The following is a 19,699-nucleotide window of genomic DNA, read 5'->3' as shown; positions in this document are numbered from 1 at the left end:
CTCGCGTCGGCAGGCACCGTCGGCGGTGATCCGACCACACGCACACGGTGCGATGAGGGCCGCTCTCGCCGTCGGTGTCAGAGGGCCAGGTGCAGTCGCAAGGCGTCGTCGAGAGCGCCCAACGCCTTCGACGGCAACCGCCGCAGCGCCGGTCCCAGGCGATCCACCGAGACGGCGCGCACCTGATCGGCCTGGGCCTTGGAGTCGACGTGCAACCCGGTGTCCCGGGCATCGAGCAGCACCTGGAAGGGAAACACCCTGGCCGTGTTGCTGGTCACCGGGACCACGGTGACCACGCCCCGCCGAGGCGTTCAGCGACCGCGTTGGCCTGGTCGTTGCTGACCACGACCGCCGGCCGGCGCTTGTTCGCCTCGCTGCCGCGACCCGGGTCGAACTCCACGAGGCGGACCTCTCCGCGGCGCATCAGCGCAGTCCGTCGGCTGCGGCGCCTTCCCACAGCTCACGGTCTGCGGAGTCGTCCCAGTCCTTCCACGCCGCGACGTGGTCCTGCTCCAGCTGCTGCTGGGTCAGGGCCCGGATGGCCCGCTGCACCGCCGCCGAGCGGGAGGGCAGGCCCGCCTCGCGCACGTGCTCGTCGAGGGCGGCGACGTCGGCCTCGGAGAGGCTGATGCTGAGCTTCACGCGGCAATGCCACTCCGGTAGCAATCCACGTGCCACCGCCCGCTCGCGGCGTGTCGGGTGCGCGGTCACGCTCGCCGCCGACGGGCGAGGTCGGGGTCGTCTGCTTGGCTTCACCGGTGCACACCGTGGTCGCCGGAATCCTCATCGCGGAAGGTCGGGCGCTCCTCACCCTGCGCAGCGCGAAGCGTCGCGCCCACCCCGGCACGTGGGCTCTGCCCGGCGGCCACGTCGAGCCGGGCGAGCCGGAGGTCGAAGCCCTTCACCGAGAGCTGCGCGAGGAGCTCGCCATCGACGCCCTCGACTGCGGTGACGAGCCCGCCTCCCGCCTGCACCTCACCGACGGCCCGCCCAGCACGCAGTCGCACCTGAGCGCTTGGCGGGTCAGGACGTGGAAGGGCCAGCCCAGCAACCGGCTCGCCGGTGAGCACGAGCGCATCACGTGGTTCGGCGCCGGCGGACTGGACGGGCCGGCCTGGGCGCACCCCGAGCATCGGCAGGTGCTGCAGGACATGCTCAGCCGCCCGGGCCACTGACCCACCCCGAGGAGGGGTGACGGGCACGTCCGCACACGGCGCCCTGCGGGATCGAACGCACGGTCATTCCGCGCCCCGGGCGCGATCATGGTTGACGACTTCACACCTGTGTCGATGAGTGCGACATCACGAACACCGCCTCGACGCTCCACGTGTGGTGCGACGCGGTCTCCTGCGGCGGTCAGGACGGCATGACCTCCGGGGCGATCTCGTCCAGGCGGGCGGCCACCGCCGCCTCCAGCCGGTCGAGGGTGGCGACCTCGAAGAACGCCGAGTCGAGCTGGTCCCACAACACGGCGTCCTCGTCGGAGAGCTCCTCCCGGCCGGTGGGCCGGAACCGCAGGTGCTCGTCACGGGCGCGGGCGACGAGCGCAGCGACGTCGGCCAGACCGAGCCAGCAGTACCCCGCGATGGCGTCATCGACCGACTGCATCCTCCCGCTGAAGAAGGTGTTCTCGATGCCTCCGCCGACCAGTCCGCCGTTCTCGGCGATGCCGTGCAGGGCCAGGACCGCTCCCAGGGAACGCAGCCCGGGGAGGACCGTGGTGTCCTCGCGCTCGTAGGCGTCGATGGCGCGGACGTTCAACGCCTCGATCAGCGGGGTCATCGTCTGCGGCCTCCGGTCGCGAGCAGGTCGGGTTCAAACGCTAGTGCTCACCTCGGACGCTCCGGTGGAGGAGGGCTGGGCGGGCGGCATCTGCGACCGAGTCGCGACCCTGGGCACCGTCGTGCGCAGAGATCGCCGAGACGCGGACCCTCGCTGCACCTCCACGGTCATCCCGCGGTCAGGACGTTCCGCCGAGTGCGCCGCAGCCGGTCCATCCACCCACGACCCCCGACCGCCACGAGGACCCGTGGGACGACTGCCGTGTCGCGGCCACCCTCGTGCACACCGGTCACCCTCGACGTGCACACGATCAGGAGGTCGCACGTGAGCAAGACCCACATCGACATCGACGACGACCTGCTCGCCCAGGTGGCCGCCCTCACCGGGACGACCACCAAGCGCGAGACCGTCGAAGCCGCCCTGCGCGCGACCCTGCACCAGGAACGCCGCCGCGCCGCCGCCGAACGCCTCATCACCCGAGCCGAGAGCGGGTACTTCGCCCCCCTGCTCCAGGAGCACCCCAAGTCCAGCGACGACGACGTCGAGGCGCCTGCTCCCGACGACCAGCGACAAGGCGCTGCGTGAGCTTCCTGCTCGACGAGTCCGCCCACGCCCGCTGGCACCAACCGGTCGTGGCCGCCCGGCTGCACGAGCTCCTGCGCGCGGACCTGCTCGCCATCGCCCGCCCGAGCGTGCTGGAGATCGGGTTCTCCGCCCGATCCCCGCAGGACCACCGCGACGTCATCGCCGACATCACCGAAGCGATGACCGTCATCGAGCTCAGCGGGGGATCAGCGCCCGCGCGCAGGACCTGCAGGAGCGCCTCACCCACCGAGGCTGGCACCGGGCCCCTGGACCGGTGGACCTCCTGCTGGCCGCCACGGCCATCGAGCACGAGCTGACGCTCCTGCACCTGGACGAGGACTTCGAGCTGATCGCTCGCGCCAGCTCGTTGCAGCAAGAGCGAGTGGTTCCCCGGGACGCGCCCGCTGCGTGACCCCGGCGAGGCGACGTCCGGTCGACCGGACCGACCTCGCGGTCGTGACGTGATCCGGGTGATGCGTCGACGACACCGTCCATGACGCAGACCCCCAGCTCACAGCCCTGCGGCGCTACTGAGCTCACGGGAACGGGCGTTCGAGCGGTGCGACCTCTCGTGTCGGAGCGTGCACTTAGCGTGCATAGCGCCGGTCACCGGACCGGCCGGGCCCGAGCGGCCCGCGAGCGGGTGGAGGTTCCGGTGCTCATCGACTGCGACAGCTGCACGGTCCGCCCGGCGGCGTGCCCCGAGTGCGTCGTCTCGGTGCTGCTGGGCGAGCCGGGCGTGCGCCGGCTGGACGCCGAGGAGCGCGACGCCGTGCAGGTCCTGGCCCGTTCGGGGCTCGTGCCGCCGCTGCGGCTGCAGCCCTCCACCGGGGAGCCGGGCGCCGCGGGACGCCGCGCCGGCTAGGGGGTCGGCGGGCGGGTGCGACGATGCGCCGGTGACCGGTCGGTGGGACGCGCCGCGGGACGTGCGCCGGCGCGCGGTCCTGGCCGTCACCGGCGGTGCCCTGCTGGGCGGCTGCGGCCGGAGCTCCCCGCCGCCGTCCCCACCGGCCCCCGTCGCCCCGAGCCGCGGGGCCGCCGGGCCCGGCACCGCCGACGTCTCCCGTCTGCTCGCCGAGCGCGGGCGCGCCCTGGCCGTCGGGGACGTCTCGGCGGCCGGTGCCGTGTGCGCCCCCGGTTCCCCTTCGGGAGCCGGTGAGCTGCGCCGCGCGGACACCGCCGCGGTCCGCGCCGGCCTCGTCTCCTGGGCCGTGGACCTGCAGGAGGTGGCGGGTGGCCGGGCGCGCGGCCGGCTGCGCGTGCGGGTGGCCGGGGAGGGCCGGGAGGTCGCCGGGCGGTTCGGCGCCGCGCTGGTGCCCCGCGACGGCGGCTGGGCGCTGGCCCTGCCGGACCCGGCCTGCACCCCGCAGCCCTGGGACCTGGGCGAGGTGCGGGCCCACCGGGTCGCCGGCGGGACCGTGCTCCTCGTGCGCCCGGCGGGGTTCGCCGGTGCCACCGGCACCGGGGAGGCCGGCGGGGTGGGCGAGGCCGAGCAGGCCGAGGAGGTTGCCCGCCGGGTCGCCGCGGACCTGCCGGGGGCGGCGGCGCGCGTGGACGCGGCCTGGGGTGCCGGCCGGCCCGGCGGCACCGCCGTCGTCGTCGTGCCCACGACGTCCGAGCTGGCCCGCCTGGCCGGGCTGGGGCCCGGCCGCGCCGCCGCGCTGGACGCCGTCGCGGTGGGGGAGGACTCCGCCCTGGCCGACGGGGCACCCGCCGGCGTGCGCGTGGTGCTGGCCGCCGACCGCTGCGCCCGCCTCACCCCCGCCGGGCGCACCGCCACCCTCACGCACGAGCTGGTGCACGCAGCCACCCGCGCCACCGCCACCGCCCGGCCCGGCCCGGACGGCACCCGGCCCGTGCCGCGCTGGCTGACCGAGGGCTACGCCGACCACGTGGCGCGCCGGGACCTCGACGTGCCCGCCGCGCTGCTCGCCGCGCCGCTGCTGGAGGCCGTCGCCGGGGGCGCGAGCCCCGCCCCGCCCGAGGACGCCGACTTCGACGGCACCGGCCGGCAGCTGCAGGTCGCCTACGCGGCGGCCTGGACGCTCGTCACCTCGGCCGCCCGCGTCGCCGGCACGCCCGCCGTCACCGTGCTGCTGCGCAGCCTGAGCACCGCCCCCGAGCTCGGCGGCGCCCCCGCCGCTCCGCGCGGACAGCGCCTCGACGCCGCCTGCCGGGCCGTGCTCGGCGCCGGCTGGGCCGACGTGCAGCGGACCTGGCGCGCGGACGTCGCCGCCGGCCTGGTGGGGTGGGGCTCGTGAGCACCCTGGTCGTGACCAACGACTTCCCCCCGCGCACCGGCGGCATCGAGTCGTTCGTCCACGCCGTGGTGCGGCTGCTGCCCGCGGCCACCACCCGCCGCGGCGGGCCCGGTGCCGCCGAGGCGTCCCGGGTCGTCGTGCACACCGCCCGCCAGCGCGGCGACGCCGCCGTCGACGCCGAGCTGGCCGCCGCCGGGGTCACCGTCGTGCGCGACCCCTCGCCGTTGATGGTCCCCACCCCCGCCGTGACGCGCCGCGTGGTGCGCACCGCCCGGGAGCACGGCGCCGACCGGGTCTGGTTCGGGGCGGCCGCCCCGCTGGGCCTCGCGGCGGCGCAGCTGCGCGGCGCGGGTGCCCGGCGCAGCGTCGCCACCACCCACGGCCACGAGGTGTGGTGGTCCACCCTGCCCGGCTCGCGCGCCGCCCTGCACCGCATCGGCGAGGTCACGGACACCCTCACCTACCTGGGGCCCTGGTGCCGCTCGCGCATCGAGCGCCCGCTGAGCCCCGCCGCCCGGGGGCGGATGCGGCAGCTCACCCCCGGCGTGGACGCGGACGTCTTCCGGCCCGGCTGCGGCGGCGAGGAGGTGCGCGCCCGGCACGGCCTGGGCGACCGGCCGGTCGTGGTGTGCGTGTCGCGGCTGGTGGCCCGCAAGGGCCAGGACGTGCTCGTGCGGGCGATGCCCGAGGTGCGTCGCCGCGTGCCCGGCGCCGCGCTGCTCATCGTCGGCGACGGCCCGCACCGCCGGGCCGTGGAGCGCCTCGTGGACCGCCTGGGACTGCGCGAGCACGTCGTGCTCACCGGGGCCGTGCCGTGGACCGAGACGCCCGCGCACTACGACGCAGGGGACGTGTTCTGCATGCCCACGCGCACCCGGCTGGGCGGGCTGGAACCGGAGGCGCTGGGCATCTGCTACCTCGAGGCCGCCGCCTGCGGCCTGCCGGTGGTGGCCGGCGACTCCGGCGGCGCACCCGACGCCGTCCTGGACGGCGTCAACGGCCACGTCGTCGACGGGCGCGACGTGGCGGCCGTCGCCGACCGCGTGGCCGGGCTGCTCGTCGACGGCGCGCGGGCGGCGGCGTTCGGCCGCGCCGGGCGCGAGTGGGTCAGCCGGCGCTGGGGCTGGACGGCGCAGGCGGACCGGCTGGCCGCCCTGCTGGCCGGTGACGACGTGCCGGAGACGCCATCGGGGGCGCGCTGACGTCCGGCCGCACCCCGGTGGCCGCCGCCACCGACAGCAGCAGCAGCGCGCCGACCAGCCAGAACTGGTTGTAGAACGCCTGCTTGTTGACGAGGTTGACGACCATCAGCACCGTCGCGCACCAGGTCAGCAGCCCCGCCAGCCCCACCGGGCGGCGGTGCAGGGCCACCACGGCCGCGGCGAGGACGGCCACCACGAGCACGCCGACGACCGGCAGGGGCAGGCGCACACCCGTCTCGTTCAGCACCGCCGTGTAGAGGGTGTCGGCGAAGCGCAGCGGCGGCAGTTCCAGCATCGTGCGCACCGTGTCGTGCAGGAAGTCGCGCGGGGCGCCCAGCAACCACGGCGCCACCAGCAGCGCGGCGCCGCCCACCGCACCGGCGGTGCGGCGCACCCCGAAGCGCGGCCAGGTCGCCAGCAGCGGCAGCAGCACCACCACGTGCTGCTTGGCGGCCAGCGCCACCGCCAGGGGCACCACCGCCCACCACGCACCCGTTCCCCCGCGCGCCACGAGCAGCGCCCACGCGGCCAGCCCCACCAGGACGGTGGGCTCGGTCCAGGCCTGCTCCACCAGCGTGCTGCCGCCCGGCGCCAGCACCAGCAGCGCAGCGGCGGCCACGGCCGGCGCCCGCCAGCGCCCCAGCGCGGCCGTGCACAGGGCCGCGAACGCCACGAGCACCGCGAGCGCCCAGCGCACGTCCCCGGCCAGCCAGCGGCCCGGCGCGGTCAGCACGGCCGTCCACGGCAGGTAGGCGAAGGCGTCGGTGATGCCGGGGGAGCCGACCCACTCCGCGGTGTACATCGACTCCCCGCGCAGCAGGCCGTCGGCCGCCTGCTGCAGGATCACCCACACGTCGATGCGCGGGGCCGGGTCACCGGTCACCACCAGCGCCCAGGCGCCGGCCGCGCCGGCCAGCGCCACCGGCAGGGCCGCCGCGCGGGTGCGCGCGCCCAGCAGCAGCGCCCCCGTCAGCAGTGCCGAACCGGCCAGCACGGCCCGCACCGTCCACAGCCCGCCGGGGGGCAGGTAGCTGAAGGGCGCCAGCAGCAGGTGCGTCAGGGCCACCAGCCCCAGCACCCCGGTCACCGCGCGGCGCCCCGTGGAGGCGGCCGGTGCCGCCCCGCGGTCGTCGCGGGCCGTGACGGCCAGCGCGACCAGGGCCGCGGTCACCAGCAGGTAGCCGGCCACGATCCACCAGCGGTAGCGGACCACGCTGTGGGTGGCCAGGGCCGTCAGCGCCCACCACACCAGCAGCGTCACCAGCTCACGGCGCGTCACGCCGTCACCCCCAGCGGCCTCACGCGCCGTACAGGGCGTCGACCTCGCCGGCGAAGTCGCGCAGCACCTCGGAGCGCTTCACCTTCTGCGAGGGCGTCAGGTAGCCGTTCTCGATCGTGAAGTCGCCGGCCAGCACCCGGAAGCGGCGGATCGACTCGGCGCGGCTGACCGCCTCGTTGGCGCGGTCCACGGCCTGCTGCAGGGCCGCCAGGACCACCTCGTCGGTGCGTGCGCGCGTCGCGTCCAGCCCGGGGCGGCCGTGGTTGGCCCCCCAGGACGGCAGCGCCTCCTCGTCCAGGGTCACCAGGCAGCCCACGTAGTGCCGCCCGTCGCCGACGACGACCGCCTGGGAGACCAGGGGGTGCGCCCGCAGCCGGTCCTCCAGGGTGGCCGGCACGACGTTCTTGCCGTTGGCCGTGACGATGATCTCCTTCTTGCGGCCGGTGATGCGCACGTGGCCGGACTCGAGGACCTCACCCAGGTCGCCGGTGCGGAACCAGCCGTCCTCGAAGGCCCCGTCGGTCTCCTCCTCGCGCCCGCGGTACTCGCGGAAGACGCCCACGCCGCGGCACAGGACCTCGCCGTCCTCGGCGACGGCGACGTCGGTGCCAGGCAACGGCAGGCCCACCGTGCCCACGCGGATGCTGGAGGGCCGGTTCACGCACAGCGGCGCGGTGGTCTCGGTCAGGCCGTAGCCCTCCAGCACGACCAGCCCGGCCCCGCGGAAGAAGTGCGCCAGGTGCTCGCCCATCGGCGCGCCGCCGGAGACGGCGTGCTCGACCCGTCCGCCCAGCAGGCCGCGCAGCTTGGCGTAGACCAGCCGGTCGAACAGGGCGTGCCGCGCCCGCAGGGGCAGGGACGGCCCGCCGCCCTCCAGCGCGCGCGAGTGGGCGACGGCGGTGCGCACGGCCTGCTCGAAGACCGCCGCGCGCAGCTTCCCGCCGGCCGCGGCGCGCTGCTCGGCCCCGTTGTAGACCTTCTGGAACACCCGGGGCACGGCCAGGATGAACGTCGGCCGGAAGCCGGCGAGGTCCGGCAGCAGGTCCTTGGCGTCGGGCGTGTGACCGACCCTGATCCGGCACACCAGGCACAGGACCTCGATGAACCGGGCGAAGACGTGCGCCAGCGGGAGGAACAGCAGCGTGGCGGCGTCCGGCCGCTGCAGCACCTCCGGGATGGCCGCGCGGGCGTTGCGCGCCAGGTCCAGGAAGTTGCCGTGCGTCAGCACGCAGCCCTTGGGGCGCCCCGTCGTGCCGGAGGTGTAGATGATCGTGGCGGGGTCGCCGGGCCCAGTGCCGGTGCGCCGCTGCTCCAGTTCGTCGTCGCCGGTGTCCCGGCCCGCGGTGCGCAGCTCCTCGAGGGCGCCGGAGGCCAGCGTCCACACGTCGCGCAGCTGCGGCAGGCCCTCGCGCACCGCCGCCACCCGCGCGGCGTTGTCGGCGGTCTCCGCGAAGCACGCCACCGCCCCGGAGTCGGCGAGGATCCAGCGCACCTGCTCGGCCGACGACGTCTCGTAGACGGGCACCGTCACCGCCCCGGCGAACCAGGTCGCCACGTCGACGAGCGTCCACTCGTAGCTGGTGCGCGCCATGAGCCCGACGCGGTCGCCCGGCTGCACGCCCGCGGCCAGCAGCCCCTTGGCCACGGCGGTCACGTCCGCCAGGAACTCAGCGGCCGTGACGTCCCGCCAGGTGCCGTCGGCCTGCTTGCGGCTGGCGCTGACGCGACCGGGCACCTCGCGGGCCGCGTCCACGACGCAGTCGGTGAGGTTGCCGCTCGTCGCGGGCGGGACGAGCGGGGGCTCGCAGCGGCTCCGCACGGGGTGTCCTCCTCGATGTGCTCCGGCCGCCACGCCGTCGTCGGCCGCGCCCGGGCCGCCTGCCGGGTGCGGCGGTGCCCAGACCCTACCCGCGGGCCTTCAGGTGGCGTCCGCGACGGCCGATGGGACGGGGCGGACGGGGGCCCGGCGGCGGGCCCGGACGAGGGGGAGCGGTGGACGAGGTCCTGGACGGGGCGCCTGGCCGGGCGCGCGGTGCCGCTCGCGCCGGCACGCGCACGAGCGCTGCCTTCGGCGCGGTCGAGGTGGGCCCACCGGTGAGCCGCCTGCGGCCCGCCCCCGCCGCCCCGGCGGCCGCCGCGGTGCCGGAGCGGTGCCCGTCCTGCGCCGCGCGCGTGCGGGCGGGGCAGCAGTGGTGCTCGCTGTGCCACGCCTCGCTCGTCCCCGCGCCCGTCCCCGCGCCCGTCCCCGCGCCCGACCCCGCGCCCGACCCCGCGCCCGACCCCGCGCCCGACCCCCGGCCCGCCGCCCTCGACGAGCACGGGGTCGAGCGGATGCTGCGGGAGCTGGCGGGCTCGGGGACCGCGCCGGTGCGCGGGCTGTCCACCCCGCGCGCCAAGGTCGCCGTCGCGGCCGGCGGGGGCCTGGCGCTGACCCTCCTGCTGCTGCTCGCGATGACCGTCCTGGGGGCCCTCGCCGGCTGAGGCGGTGCACCCGCCGCCCCCTGCGGTCGGGGCTGCGCGGCGGCGATGCTCTAACCTCCTGGCGGTCGCCGATCGCGCGACCGCCCCGGCCGGGGCACGCGTCGCAGGGGGTTCCGGAACGGGCATGGCGGATCAGCGCACGACCTCGGGCAGCGTCGCCGCGACACCCTCGGGGGTCCCGGCCAACGCCATCGGCGTGGACATCGGCGGCACGAAGATCGCGGCGGGCGTGGTCGACCACCGCGGGGAGATCGTCGCCAAGACGCGCCGCGAGACCCCCGCCCTCCACCCCGGCGCCATCGCCGAGGCGGTCGCCGACGCGATCGCCGAGCTGGCCACCACGCACGAGTTCGGGCCCGTGGGCGTCGCCGCCGCCGGTTTCGTCGACGCCTCGCGCTCCTCGGTGGTCTTCGCCCCCAACCTGGCCTGGCGCGACGAGCCGCTGCGCGAGCGGCTGGAGCCGCAGCTGGGCCGGCGGGTCGTGGTGGAGAACGACGCCAACGCCGCGGCGTGGGCGGAGTACCGCTTCGGCGGCGGCCTGGACGAGCACGGCCGGCCGGTGGACGACCTGCTGATGCTCACGGTCGGCACCGGCCTGGGCGGCGGCATCGTCTCCGGCGGCGTCCTGCAGCGCGGCGCCAACGGCGCCGCGGCCGAGCTCGGGCACGTGCGGGCGGTGCCCGGCGGCCGGGCCTGCGGCTGCGGCAGCAACGGGTGCTGGGAGCAGTACGTCTCCGGCAACGCCCTGGTGCGCGAGGCCCGCGACCTGCTGCGCTCGGGCGACCCCGCCGCCGAGCACCTGCTGCGGGCCGTCGGCGGCGACCCCGAGGCAGTGGACGGGCCCACCGTGACGCGGCTGGCCCGGGAGGGCGACGTCGCCTCCGCACGGCTGCTGGCGGAGGTCGGCCGGTGGCTGGGCGAGGCCGTCGCGAGCTTCGTGGCGGTCCTGGACCCCGAGGTCGTCGTCGTCGGCGGCGGCGTCTCCAGCGCGGGGGAGCTGCTGCTGTCCCCGGCGCGCGCCAGCCTCGCCGCGAACCTCTCCGGCCGCACCCACCGCCGCCCCCCGCCGCTGCGCACCGCGCGGCGCGGCAACGACGCCGGGATCATCGGTGCCGCGGACCTCGCTCGGATCGACTGACCACCCACCCGGCCGGCCGGGCACCGACCGGGCACCGGCCGCGCAGCCCGATCACCGTCAGGACGCGACGACAGGACGCGAGATGGCCGCACCCCGCACGAGCCAGCCCCGGCGCCGCCGCCCGCCGGACCCCCGCCGGGCGGCGCTGCAGCAGCGCCTGCGGCAGCAGACGCGCCGAGCCCTCATCGGCGACGGCCCCGCGGTCGGCGTCGACATCGGCGGCACCAAGGTCCTGGCCGGCGTCGTCGACGGCGAGGGGCGCGTCGTGGCCCAGGTGCGCCGCGAGACGCCCACGCGCAGCCCCCGGGCGGTGGAGGACACCATCGCCGAGGTCGTGGAGGAGCTCGCCGGTGCGCACGACATCGTCTCCGTCGGCATCGGCGCAGCCGGTTTCGTCGACGCCGAGCGCGCCAACGTCCTGTTCGCCCCGCACCTGGCGTGGCGCAACGAGCCGCTGCGCGAGGCCGTGGAGCGCCGGGTGCGCGCCCGACTGGGCCGGCGCGTGGGCCGGCGCACCGTGGTGGAGAACGACGCCAACGCCGCCGCCTGGGCGGAGTACCGCTTCGGCGCCGGGCGCGGGGAGAGCCGTCTGCTGTGCGTGACGATGGGCACGGGCATCGGCGGCGGGATCGTCACGCAGGGCCGCGTGGTGCGCGGGCGCTACGGCCTGGCCGGCGAGTTCGGGCACATGGTGGTCGTCCCCGGCGGGCACCGCTGCGAGTGCGGCAACCGCGGCTGCTGGGAGCAGTACGCCTCCGGCAACGCGCTGGTGCGCGAGGCCCGCGAGCTGGCCCGCTCCGCCTCCCCGGTCGCGCACGTCCTGCTGGAGCTGGCCGGCGGCGACCCCGAGGCGATCACCGGCCCGCTGGTGACGCAGGCGGCGCGCGCGGGCGACCCGGCGGCGGTGGAGCTGTTCGAGGACGTCGGCCGCTGGCTCGGCGTCGGCGTCGCGAACCTCGCCGCGGCCCTGGACCCGGGCACGGTCGTCATCGGCGGGGGCGTCTCCGACGCCGACGAGCTGCTGCTGGGCCCGTGCCGGGAGGCGTACCGGCGCACCTTGACCGGCCGCGGGTTCCGGCCGGAGCTGCGCGTGGTGCGCGCCCGGCTCGGCCCGGCGGCCGGCCTGGTCGGCGCCGCGGACCTCTCGCGCGGCTGGGGCTGACGTGAGCGCCCCGGCCGGGGGTGCGGGGGCCCGGCTGCGGGTCGTCACCTGCAACGTGCGCGAGCTGCTGGACGACGGCCGCGCGCTGCGGGAGGTGCTGCGCGCGGCCGACGCGGACGTCGCGTGCCTGCAGGAGGTCCCCACGCACCCGCTGGCCGCGCACCGGCTGGGCGACCTGGCCGCCGACACGGGCCTGTGGGTGGTGGCGGCCGGGCGCGCCGGCGCCGGCACCGCCGTGCTCGCGGCCGGTCGGGTGGACGTGCGGGCCGCGGGGGTGCGGGCGCTGCCCACCCCCCGCCTGCGCGGGCGGCGCCCGGTGCGCCGGCGCGGCACGGCCGAGGCGGTCGTGCGAGTGCTCGCCGGGGCGGCCGTGCCCGGTGCGCCGGTCTGGTCGGTGCCGGTGCTGGTGCGCAGCGTGCACCTGGGCCTGGACCCCGGTGAGCGGGTGGAGCACGCGCTGCGGCTGGTGCCGCCGGCCCTGCCCGGCGCGGCTTGCGCGCCGTGGGCCGGCGCGCCCCTGGTCGTGGCCGGTGACCTCAACGAGGGGCCGCGGGGGCGGGCCGGGGCGGTGCTGCGCGCCCGGCTCCCGGACGTGGCCGAGGCGGCGGGAGCGGGTGGGGACTTCGCGACGTTCCCGGCGCGCGCGCCGCGCCGGCGCATCGACGTGGTGCTGGCCGACGCCCGCTTGGGGGCCGGCGCGGTGCGCACCCCCGCGGTGGAGCGGGCCGCGGCCGCCACCGACCACCTCGCGGTGGTGGCGGACCTCCTGGTGCCGCTGGGCTGAGGCGGGGCGGGGCCCCGACGGGGGGCGGGGTGGGCTCAGACGACCGCGCCGTCGTCGTCGTCCTCGTCGCGCGAGCGGGGCAGCCGCACGACCAGCGTGGCGAACCCCGCGACGAACACGGCGGCGATCACGACGCTGACGAGGGCGGGCACGTCCCGCCAGGCCAGGGCCACGACCAGGAGGGACAGGGGCGCGCCGACCACGGCCGCCCACGCGGTCCAGGCGAGCAGGTCGCGCGGCAGCGGTGCGGGCTCGGCGGGCACGAAGCGCTCCCCGGCGTCCAGGTCCTGCAGCTCCGCCGGCTCGGCGCCGCGGCGGGGTGCGGCCGGCGGGTCCTCGCGCGGTGCGGGCGGCAACGAGCGCGCCGGGCGGACCGTGCGGCCCTCCGGACCCGGTGCGGCGGGCGGGGCGGCCCCGGGTGCCGCACCGGCCGGGCCGCCGGGCCGCTCGGCGCCCCCGTGCGGGGCGTCCTCCGCCGCGCCGTCCGGGACGGCGTCGCCCGTGGGGGCGGCGGGGGCGCTCCCCGTTGCGGGACCCTCGTCGTCCCAGCGCGCGACGATCTCGGCGAAGGCCGCGTCGACGTCGAGGCGGCCGGCTCCGTCGTCCGGGGTGGCAGGCACAGCTCATCGTGGCACGGCCACCGCGCCCGGTCGAGGCGTGCGGGGTGCCCGGTGGCCAGCACGGCGCTCCGCCGTGGCCGTCCGCCGTGGCCGTCCGCCGTGGCCGTCCGCCGTGGCCGTCCGCGCGGCCCCGGCGCCGCGGGTGCCCTAGGGTCGCGGCAGCGGCGGGTGCCGGCCGCCACCGACGGCGGGGAGGGGCCCGGTGCTCTACTGGCTGATCAAGCGGCTTCTGGCGGAGCCGGTGCTCACGCCGGTGCTGCGGCCGTGGGTGCGCGGGGCGGAGAACGTGCCCGCCTCCGGCCCGGCGATCCTGGCGAGCAACCACCTGTCGGTGGCCGACACCGTGCTGCTGCCCACCGTGCTGCGCCGGCGGGTGACGTTCATCGCCAAGGCGGAGATGTTCACCGGTGCCGGCGTGCGCGGCCGGCTGAGCGCGGGGCTGCTGCGCGGCGTCGGCCAGCTGCCGGTGGACCGCAGCGGGGGGCGGGCCTCGGCCGCGGCGATCGACGCGGCGGTGGAGGTCCTGGGCCGGGGCGAGGTGCTGGGCATCTACCCGGAGGGCACCCGGTCCCCGGACGGCCGGCTGTACCGGGGGCGCACGGGGGTGGCGCGCATCGCGCTGCGCTCGGGGGCGCCCGTGCTGCCGGTGGCCATGGTGGGCACCGGTGAGCTCATGCCGCGCGGGCGCCTGGTGCCGCGGGTGCGGCGGGTGGGCGTCGTGATCGGCGAGCCGCTGGACCTGTCGCGCTACGCGGGCCGCGCCGACGACCAGTTCGTGGTGCGCTCGGTGACCGACGAGATCATGGCCGCCGTCCAGCGCCTGTCGCGGCAGGAGTACGTCGACGAGTACGCCCCCCGCCACGCCGCCGACGCGCCGCCGCCGACGCCGGGTCGCGGCCCGGGCGGGCGCTCGGCACCCCGGCCCCCGCACCGCTGAGGGCGAGGGGTCCCGCGCACCGCGGCGGGAGTGGGAGACTGGCCCGCGTGAGCACCGGAACGAGCACCGCGTCCGCGGCCGCCGCCTCGAGCCCCTCCTCGACCGCGTGGCCCGACCTGCCCGCCGCCCAGCAGCCGCAGTGGCCCGACGCCGCCGCGCTGGCCGAGGTCCAGGCGGAGCTCGCGTCGTATCCTCCGCTCGTGTTCGCCGGGGAGGCGGACCAGCTGCGCGCGCAACTGGCGGCCGCCGCCCGCGGCGAGGCGTTCCTGCTGCAGGGCGGCGACTGCGCCGAGACGTTCGCCGGCGCGACGGCGGCGGGCATCCGCCGCCGGCTGAAGACCATGCTCCAGATGTCCGCGGTCCTCACCTACGGCGCGAGCCTGCCGGTGGTCAAGGTCGGCCGGATGGCGGGGCAGTTCTCCAAGCCGCGCTCCAGCAACGACGAGACCCGCGACGGCGTGACGCTGCCCGCCTACCGCGGCGACGCCGTCAACGACTACGCGTTCACGCCCGCGTCCCGCACCCCGGACCCGCAGCGGCTGCTGCGGGCTTACCACACGTCCTCGGCGACGCTGAACCTCATCCGCGCCTTCACCACCGGCGGCTACGCCGACCTGCGCAAGGTCCACGAGTGGAACCGCGGGTTCGCCGCGACCGCCGCGAACGCCCGCTACGAGGCGCTGGCGCGAGACATCGACAAGGCGATGAAGTTCATGATCGCCTGCGGTGCGGACTTCGACGCGTTGAAGACGGTGCAGTTCTTCTCCAGCCACGAGGCGCTGCTGCTGGACTACGAGCGCCCGCTGACCCGCACCCTGGACGAGGAGCCCCCGCTGGCCGGGGAGTCCGCGGCGGACGACGTGCGCCGCGGCGGCCCCTACGACGTGTCCGCGCACATGGTGTGGATCGGGGAACGCACCCGCCAGCTCGACGGCGCGCACGTCGACTTCGCGTCCCGGATCCGCAACCCGATCGGCATCAAGCTGGGGCCGAAGACGTCCGTGGACGACGCGCTCGCCCTCGTCGACAAGGTCGACCCCTACCGCGAGCCGGGCCGGCTGACGTTCATCACCCGCATGGGCGCCGGCACGATCCGCGAGGCGCTGCCCGCGCTGGTGGAGGGCGTCACGAAGGCCGGTGCCCAGGTGACGTGGGTGTGCGACCCCATGCACGGCAACACGATCACCTCCGCCAGCGGTTACAAGACCCGCCGTTTCGACGACGTCGTGGACGAGGTCCGCGGCTTCTTCGAGGTGCACCGCGCGCTGGGCACCGTGCCCGGCGGGCTGCACGTCGAGCTCACCGGTGACGACGTCACCGAGTGCCTCGGCGGGGCGATGGACATCGACGACGCGGCCCTGGCCACCCGCTACGAGTCGCTGTGCGACCCGCGGCTGAACCACCAGCAGTCGCTGGAGCTGGCCTTCCTCGCCGCGGAGATGCTCGCGCAGCGCTGAGGCCGCTGCCCCGCACGACGGCCCCGCGCACGACGGCCCCGCCGCGGTTCCCCGCGGCGGGGCCGTCGTGCGGGTCCCTCAGACCACCGTCACCGTGATCGTGGAGCCCTTGGGGACCGACTGGCCCGAACCGGGCTCGACCGAGCGCACCGTTCCGAAGATGCCGCCGAGGACCTCCTCCACGCGCACCACGAACCCCAGCTCCTCCAGGGTCGCGCGGACCTCGCCGAGCTGCTTGCCCTGCAGGCCGCCGGGGACCTCCACCAGCGGCGGGCCGGTGGACACGACGAGCTCGACGGTGTCGCCGCGGAAGAGGGTGCCGTCGGCGGGGTCCTGGGAGATCACCCGCCCCGCGGGCACGGTCTCGCTGGTGCGCCGCGTCGCTTCGCCAGCCACCAGGCCCGCCCCGGCGATCCGCTCCTGCGCGTCCTCCAGCGACAGGCCCACCACGTCGGGCACGGCCAGGGGCTGGCGGCCCCGGGAGACCACGAGGGCGACGGGGGAGTCGTGCGGCACGGAGGTGCCCGCAGCGGGGTCGGTGCGGACCACCTGCCCCTGCGCGACGTCCTCGCTGAACTCCTCGGTCACCTCGCCCACGGCGAGGCCGGCCTCCCGCAGCGCCTCCTGCGCGGCGGCGGACTCCTGCCCGGCGACCTCCGGCACGTCGAAGTGCTGCACGCCGCGGCTGACCACCAGGGTGACGGTGCCGTCCTCGTGCACCCGTTCGCCGGCCGCCGGATCGGTGCCGATCACCGTCCCGGCGGGCACGGTGTCGCTGAACTCCTGGCGCCGCTCCACCTGGAAGCCGGCGGTGCGCAGCTGCTGAGCGGCCGCCTCGGGCGCGCGGCCGGCGACGTCGGGAGTGGTCGTGAAGGCGCCGGGTCCGGCCATGAACCACCAGGACACCCCCGCGGCGACGGCCAGCACCACCAGGGTGAGGACCATCGCCAGCACCCCGCGCCTGCCGCGCCGCCGTCCGGCGCGCGCGGGCCGGACGGCGGCGGCCGCCACCTCCCCGGCGCTCGCGTCGCCGGCCCGCCGGTCCTCGTCACCGGGCGCCTCGCCCGCCGCCTCCCCGGCGCTCGCGCCGGCCAGGGGCGCGCCGGCGACCGGGGCCAGGTCCAGGCGCACGGTGGGGCTGCCGGAACCGGGGGACGCTGCGCGCGGGCCGCGCACGGCCAGTTCCTGCGGCGTCAGTCCGGCGCGCACCTCGCGCACCCGCACGAGCATCTCGCCGGCGTTGTGCGGGCGCTCGTCGGGGTCCTTGGCCAGCGCCTCCAGCGCGAGCCGGTCCACGGCGGCGGGCAGGCCGGGCACCGCCGAGGACGGGGCCGGCGGGTCGTCGTAGACGTGCTGGTAGGCGACCCGGATCGGCGTGTCACCGGTGAACGGCGGGGCGCCGGTGAGCACCTCGAACAGCAGCACGCCCACGCCGTAGACGTCGCTGCGGGCGTCGGCGATGCCGCGCGAGACCTGCTCGGGAGCCAGGTACTCCGCGGTGCCCAGCAGGTCCGCACCGGTGGCTGCGGTGCTGGCGTGGGTGGGGCCGGCAGAGCGGGCCAGGCCGAAGTCGCTCACCTTCACGCGGCCGTCGTCGCCGACGAGCACGTTGGCGGTCTTGACGTCGCGGTGCAGCAGCCCCTTGCGGTGCGCCTCCGCCAGCGCGTCGAGCACCGAGGCGGTCACGTCGAGCGCTTCGCCGACCGTCAGCGACCCCTCCTCGTGCACGACGTCGCGCAGGGTGCGGCCGTTGACCAGCTCCATGACCAGGTACGCGGTCTCCTGGCCGTCGCCGCGCTCGGCGCCGTCGTCCACGCCCTGGTCCAGGACGGAGACGACGCCGGGGTGGGCCAGGCGGGCGGCCGACTTGGCCTCGCGCACGAAGCGCTGGCGCGCCACCGGGTCGTGCGCGAGGTCGGCGCGCAGGACCTTCAGCGCCACCTCGCGGTCCAGGCGGAGGTCCTCGGCGCGGTAGACGACGCCCATGCCGCCGCGGCCGATGCGGCCGAGCACCCGGTACCGCCCGTCCAGCACGCGCCCGACGAGCGGGTCGGAGAGGGTGGCGTCCACGGTCGTCGAGTCTAGGCAGACGCGGTGGCGGGCCCGGGGACCGCCGCGCGCGTTCCCCTGACCGCCGCGCCGGGGCGCGGCGGTCAGGGGTCAGCGGAAGCGGGCCTGCAGGGTCTGCACGTTGGCCACGTAGCGGCGGGTGTCGTCGTACATGCCGCGCGAGCGCACCGACGCCTGCCCCTGGTAGTAGGACGCGATGGCGATGTCCGGCGGGTTGCTCGCCACGAGCGTGCGCAGGATCACCACCCCGGCCTTGGCGTTGTCGCGCGGGTCGAACAGGTCGATCTCCTCGCCCAGCAGGTCCGAGGCCCACTCGCCGGAGGAGGGGATGACCTGCATGGCGCCGATGGCGTTGGCGTGCGAGACCACGCCCATGTTGAACCCGGACTCCTGGTAGCCGATGGCCAGGGCCAGCGAGGGGTCCACGCCCAGGCGCACGGCCGTGGAGCGGATCAGCTCGCGCATCTCGTCGCGGCCGGGCAGGTCGGCCTGCGCCAGGCGTGCGCGGTTGGCCTCCACGGCCTGGGCGAGGGAACCGGCCTGCTCCGAGGCCGGCGGCGCGGCGGGGGTGGCCCGCGGTGCCGCGGCCAGCCGCAGCTCCTGCCCCTCGACGATGAAGCCGGTGCGGTCCAGCCCGTTGAGCTCCACGAGGGTCGCCACCGTGGTGCCGGTGGTGGCGGCGATCCCCGACAGGGTGTCGCCGGCGCGCACCGTGTAGGTGCCGGACGCGGCCGCGTCGCCGGCGCCGCCCGCGGTCCCGCCCGTGCGCGCTCCCGCGGTGAGCTTGAGGACCTGCCCGGCGCGGATGAACCCGCGCGCGTCCAGGCCGTTGGCCTCGCGCAGGGCCGAGACGGTGGTGCCGTGGGCGGCGGCGATCGAGGTCAGGGTGTCCCCGCCCACCACGGTGTACTCCGCGGCCGGGGCGGGCGCGGCCGCGGGCCGCGCGGCGGGCACGCGCAGCCGCTGGCCCTCCACGATCCGCGCGGCGGGGCCCAGGTCGTTGGCCGCCACGATCGCGGCCGTGGTGCTGCCGGTGCGGGCGGCGATGCCGCTGACGGTGTCCCCGCGGCGCACGGTCACGACCTGCTCGCCGTCCCCGGCGGCCGCCGCGGCGGCGTGCGCGGCGGCCGGGACCTGCGCGCCCGTGGCCGCGGCCGCCGTGCCGGCGGGCACCACCGCGGTCGGGCCGGCGGCGCCCACGAGGGCCGCGGCGGCGAGCCAGCGGCTGCGGCGGCGGGGTTCCTCGGTGGTGCTCGTGTCGTCGCCGTGCTCGGCCATGCGGGGGTCCTCCCGAGGTCGTTGCGGTGCCGTGCTCCGGCGCAGCGCCGTGCGGCGGCCGGGCTCGCAACCTACCCGAGCACGGTGGGCGCACCCGTCACCACGGTGCACCACGGCGGGTCGCGGGCGCGTCAGGAGCGCGGGCGTGTCGCGGTGCGCCGTCCGGCGGTCCCCGCGAGCGGTGCGGGAGGAGCGCCGGGGGCGGAGGTGGCACGCTGGGGGGGTGGCTGCACCGTTGAGAGCTGAGATCGCCCGCGAACAGGGCGATGAACTGGACGCACTCGTTCCCGAGTGGCTGACCGTGCCCGACGCCGCGGAGGTCGCCGGCGTCGACCTGCGCACCGTGCGGCGCTGGCTGCAGGAGCGCGAGCTGATCGCCGTGCGGCGGGGGGAGCGCTCGATCGTCTCCATCCCGGCGGCCTTCGTCACCGCCGAGGGACCGCTGCACCACCTGCGCGGCACGCTGTCGGTGCTGATGGACTCCGGCTACACGGACGTGGAGACCGTCCGCTGGCTCTACACCCCCGACGAGACCCTGCCGGGCACGCCGATCGACGCGCTGAAGGCCAACCGCAAGACCGAGGTGCGCCGCCGGGCGCAGGCCCTGTCGTTCTGAGCCCCGGCCGCCCGGCCCGCTGAGCCCCGGCCCGCCGGTGGCGGGCC

At 77.3% G+C, this 19,699-nt stretch carries 20 protein-coding genes and 1 pseudogene; 13 read left to right on the top strand and 8 right to left on the bottom strand.

Annotated features, from left to right (window positions below):
* Nucleotides 1–77: 77 nt before the first annotated feature.
* Both ACRYR8_RS09955 and ACRYR8_RS09950 read right to left on the bottom strand, forming a co-directional pair.
* A pseudogene (locus ACRYR8_RS09955) lies at nt 78–427 on the bottom strand (type II toxin-antitoxin system PemK/MazF family toxin).
* Nucleotides 424–642 carry a ribbon-helix-helix domain-containing protein gene (locus ACRYR8_RS09950; protein ID WP_432484324.1) on the bottom strand — a complete coding sequence of 73 codons (219 nt, stop codon included), beginning with the start codon at nt 640–642 and terminating at the stop codon, nt 424–426. The pseudogene ACRYR8_RS09955 and the gene ACRYR8_RS09950 overlap by 4 nt, the downstream one beginning before the upstream one ends.
* Before the next feature lie 116 nt (nt 643–758).
* On the opposite strand from ACRYR8_RS09950, the gene ACRYR8_RS09945 reads away from it, so the two are divergent.
* Complete coding sequence (locus ACRYR8_RS09945; protein ID WP_432484323.1) at nt 759–1,175, top strand: NUDIX domain-containing protein; 417 nt, start codon at nt 759–761, stop codon at nt 1,173–1,175.
* A 181-nt stretch (nt 1,176–1,356) separates the two neighbouring features.
* Here the strand turns inward: ACRYR8_RS09945 and ACRYR8_RS09940 are convergent, their stop codons facing one another.
* Nucleotides 1,357–1,782 (bottom strand): DMP19 family protein, encoded by a 426-nt coding sequence (locus ACRYR8_RS09940; protein WP_432484322.1) that lies wholly within the window; start codon nt 1,780–1,782, stop codon nt 1,357–1,359.
* Between the two features lie 324 nt (nt 1,783–2,106).
* On the opposite strand from ACRYR8_RS09940, the gene ACRYR8_RS09935 reads away from it, so the two are divergent.
* The 5 genes from ACRYR8_RS09935 (at nt 2,107) to ACRYR8_RS09915 (ending at nt 5,830) form a co-directional block, all read left to right on the top strand.
* Nucleotides 2,107–2,367 (top strand): type II toxin-antitoxin system VapB family antitoxin, encoded by a 261-nt coding sequence (locus ACRYR8_RS09935; RefSeq protein WP_432484321.1) that lies wholly within the window; start codon nt 2,107–2,109, stop codon nt 2,365–2,367.
* Nucleotides 2,333–2,779 carry a PIN domain-containing protein gene (locus ACRYR8_RS09930; protein ID WP_432484379.1) on the top strand — a complete coding sequence of 149 codons (447 nt, stop codon included), beginning with the start codon at nt 2,333–2,335 and terminating at the stop codon, nt 2,777–2,779. Before ACRYR8_RS09935 ends, ACRYR8_RS09930 begins: the two co-directional genes overlap by 35 nt.
* Before the next feature lie 243 nt (nt 2,780–3,022).
* The gene (locus tag ACRYR8_RS09925) at nt 3,023–3,232 is read left to right on the top strand and encodes a hypothetical protein (RefSeq protein ID WP_432484320.1); all 210 of its coding nucleotides are present in this window, start codon (nt 3,023–3,025) and stop codon (nt 3,230–3,232) included.
* A 31-nt stretch (nt 3,233–3,263) separates the two neighbouring features.
* Nucleotides 3,264–4,628, top strand: a complete 1,365-nt coding sequence (locus ACRYR8_RS09920; RefSeq protein WP_432484319.1) for a hypothetical protein — start codon at nt 3,264–3,266, stop codon at nt 4,626–4,628.
* Nucleotides 4,625–5,830, top strand: a complete 1,206-nt coding sequence (locus ACRYR8_RS09915) for a glycosyltransferase family 4 protein (protein WP_432484318.1) — start codon at nt 4,625–4,627, stop codon at nt 5,828–5,830. Before ACRYR8_RS09920 ends, ACRYR8_RS09915 begins: the two co-directional genes overlap by 4 nt.
* Here ACRYR8_RS09915 and ACRYR8_RS09910 read toward each other — a convergent pair.
* Nucleotides 5,736–7,109 (bottom strand): hypothetical protein, encoded by a 1,374-nt coding sequence (locus ACRYR8_RS09910; RefSeq protein ID WP_432484316.1) that lies wholly within the window; start codon nt 7,107–7,109, stop codon nt 5,736–5,738. The two genes, ACRYR8_RS09915 and ACRYR8_RS09910, sit on opposite strands and share 95 nt — an antisense overlap.
* Nucleotides 7,110–7,128: 19 nt before the next feature.
* A complete protein-coding gene (locus tag ACRYR8_RS09905; RefSeq protein ID WP_432484315.1) occupies nt 7,129–8,928 on the bottom strand; it encodes an AMP-dependent synthetase/ligase in 1,800 nt (599 codons plus the stop codon).
* A gap of 173 nt (nt 8,929–9,101) precedes the next feature.
* On the opposite strand from ACRYR8_RS09905, the gene ACRYR8_RS09900 reads away from it, so the two are divergent.
* The 4 genes from ACRYR8_RS09900 to ACRYR8_RS09885 all read left to right on the top strand — a co-directional run bounded on the left by ACRYR8_RS09900 (nt 9,102) and on the right by ACRYR8_RS09885 (nt 12,674).
* Nucleotides 9,102–9,590, top strand: coding sequence for a hypothetical protein (locus ACRYR8_RS09900; RefSeq protein ID WP_432484314.1), 489 nt, complete (start codon nt 9,102–9,104; stop codon nt 9,588–9,590).
* A gap of 124 nt (nt 9,591–9,714) precedes the next feature.
* Complete coding sequence (locus ACRYR8_RS09895) at nt 9,715–10,728, top strand: ROK family glucokinase (RefSeq protein ID WP_432484312.1); 1,014 nt, start codon at nt 9,715–9,717, stop codon at nt 10,726–10,728.
* A gap of 82 nt (nt 10,729–10,810) precedes the next feature.
* The gene (locus tag ACRYR8_RS09890; RefSeq protein WP_432484310.1) at nt 10,811–11,890 is read left to right on the top strand and encodes an ROK family glucokinase; all 1,080 of its coding nucleotides are present in this window, start codon (nt 10,811–10,813) and stop codon (nt 11,888–11,890) included.
* Between the two features lies 1 nt (nt 11,891).
* Nucleotides 11,892–12,674, top strand: a complete 783-nt coding sequence (locus ACRYR8_RS09885) for an endonuclease/exonuclease/phosphatase family protein (protein ID WP_432484309.1) — start codon at nt 11,892–11,894, stop codon at nt 12,672–12,674.
* 35 nt (nt 12,675–12,709) lie between these two features.
* Here ACRYR8_RS09885 and ACRYR8_RS09880 read toward each other — a convergent pair whose 3' ends face one another.
* Nucleotides 12,710–13,294, bottom strand: coding sequence for a hypothetical protein (locus tag ACRYR8_RS09880; protein WP_432484308.1), 585 nt, complete (start codon nt 13,292–13,294; stop codon nt 12,710–12,712).
* 202 nt (nt 13,295–13,496) lie between these two features.
* Here ACRYR8_RS09880 and ACRYR8_RS09875 point away from each other — a divergent pair, with 202 nt between their 5' ends.
* Together ACRYR8_RS09875 and ACRYR8_RS09870 are read left to right on the top strand one after the other, a co-directional pair.
* Nucleotides 13,497–14,231, top strand: a complete 735-nt coding sequence (locus ACRYR8_RS09875; protein WP_432484307.1) for a lysophospholipid acyltransferase family protein — start codon at nt 13,497–13,499, stop codon at nt 14,229–14,231.
* A 47-nt stretch (nt 14,232–14,278) separates the two neighbouring features.
* On the top strand, nt 14,279–15,688 hold the full coding sequence (locus ACRYR8_RS09870; RefSeq protein WP_432484306.1) for a class II 3-deoxy-7-phosphoheptulonate synthase: 1,410 nt from the start codon (nt 14,279–14,281) through the stop codon (nt 15,686–15,688).
* Between the two features lie 78 nt (nt 15,689–15,766).
* Here ACRYR8_RS09870 and pknB read toward each other — a convergent pair whose 3' ends face one another.
* Both pknB and ACRYR8_RS09860 read right to left on the bottom strand, forming a co-directional pair.
* Complete coding sequence (gene pknB, locus ACRYR8_RS09865) at nt 15,767–17,758, bottom strand: Stk1 family PASTA domain-containing Ser/Thr kinase (RefSeq protein ID WP_432484305.1); 1,992 nt, start codon at nt 17,756–17,758, stop codon at nt 15,767–15,769.
* Nucleotides 17,759–17,848: 90 nt separating this feature from the next.
* The gene (locus ACRYR8_RS09860) at nt 17,849–19,036 is read right to left on the bottom strand and encodes a lytic transglycosylase (protein ID WP_432484304.1); all 1,188 of its coding nucleotides are present in this window, start codon (nt 19,034–19,036) and stop codon (nt 17,849–17,851) included.
* Nucleotides 19,037–19,259: 223 nt separating this feature from the next.
* Between ACRYR8_RS09860 and ACRYR8_RS09855 the strand changes: the two genes are divergently transcribed.
* Nucleotides 19,260–19,652 carry an Rv2175c family DNA-binding protein gene (locus tag ACRYR8_RS09855; protein WP_432484303.1) on the top strand — a complete coding sequence of 131 codons (393 nt, stop codon included), beginning with the start codon at nt 19,260–19,262 and terminating at the stop codon, nt 19,650–19,652.
* The last annotated feature ends 47 nt before the right edge of the window (nt 19,653–19,699 follow it).

The organism is Kineococcus esterisolvens, from assembly GCF_050871405.1.
Classification (GTDB): Bacteria; Actinomycetota; Actinomycetes; order Actinomycetales; family Kineococcaceae; genus Kineococcus.
The sequence above is the reverse complement of the archived record's forward strand: the minus strand, read 5'-3'. Positions and strand labels throughout refer to the sequence as shown.

Bases quoted from the DNA above. Each gene is read 5' to 3' on its own strand.
- ACRYR8_RS09940 (WP_432484322.1), bottom strand. From the start codon at position 1,782: ATGACCCCGCTGATCGAGGCGTTGAACGTCCGCGCCATCGACGCCTAC.
- ACRYR8_RS09895 (WP_432484312.1), top strand. From the start codon at position 9,715: ATGGCGGATCAGCGCACGACCTCGGGCAGCGTCGCCGCGACACCCTCG.
- ACRYR8_RS09890 (WP_432484310.1), top strand. From the start codon at position 10,811: ATGGCCGCACCCCGCACGAGCCAGCCCCGGCGCCGCCGCCCGCCGGAC.
- ACRYR8_RS09860 (WP_432484304.1), bottom strand. From the start codon at position 19,036: ATGGCCGAGCACGGCGACGACACGAGCACCACCGAGGAACCCCGCCGC.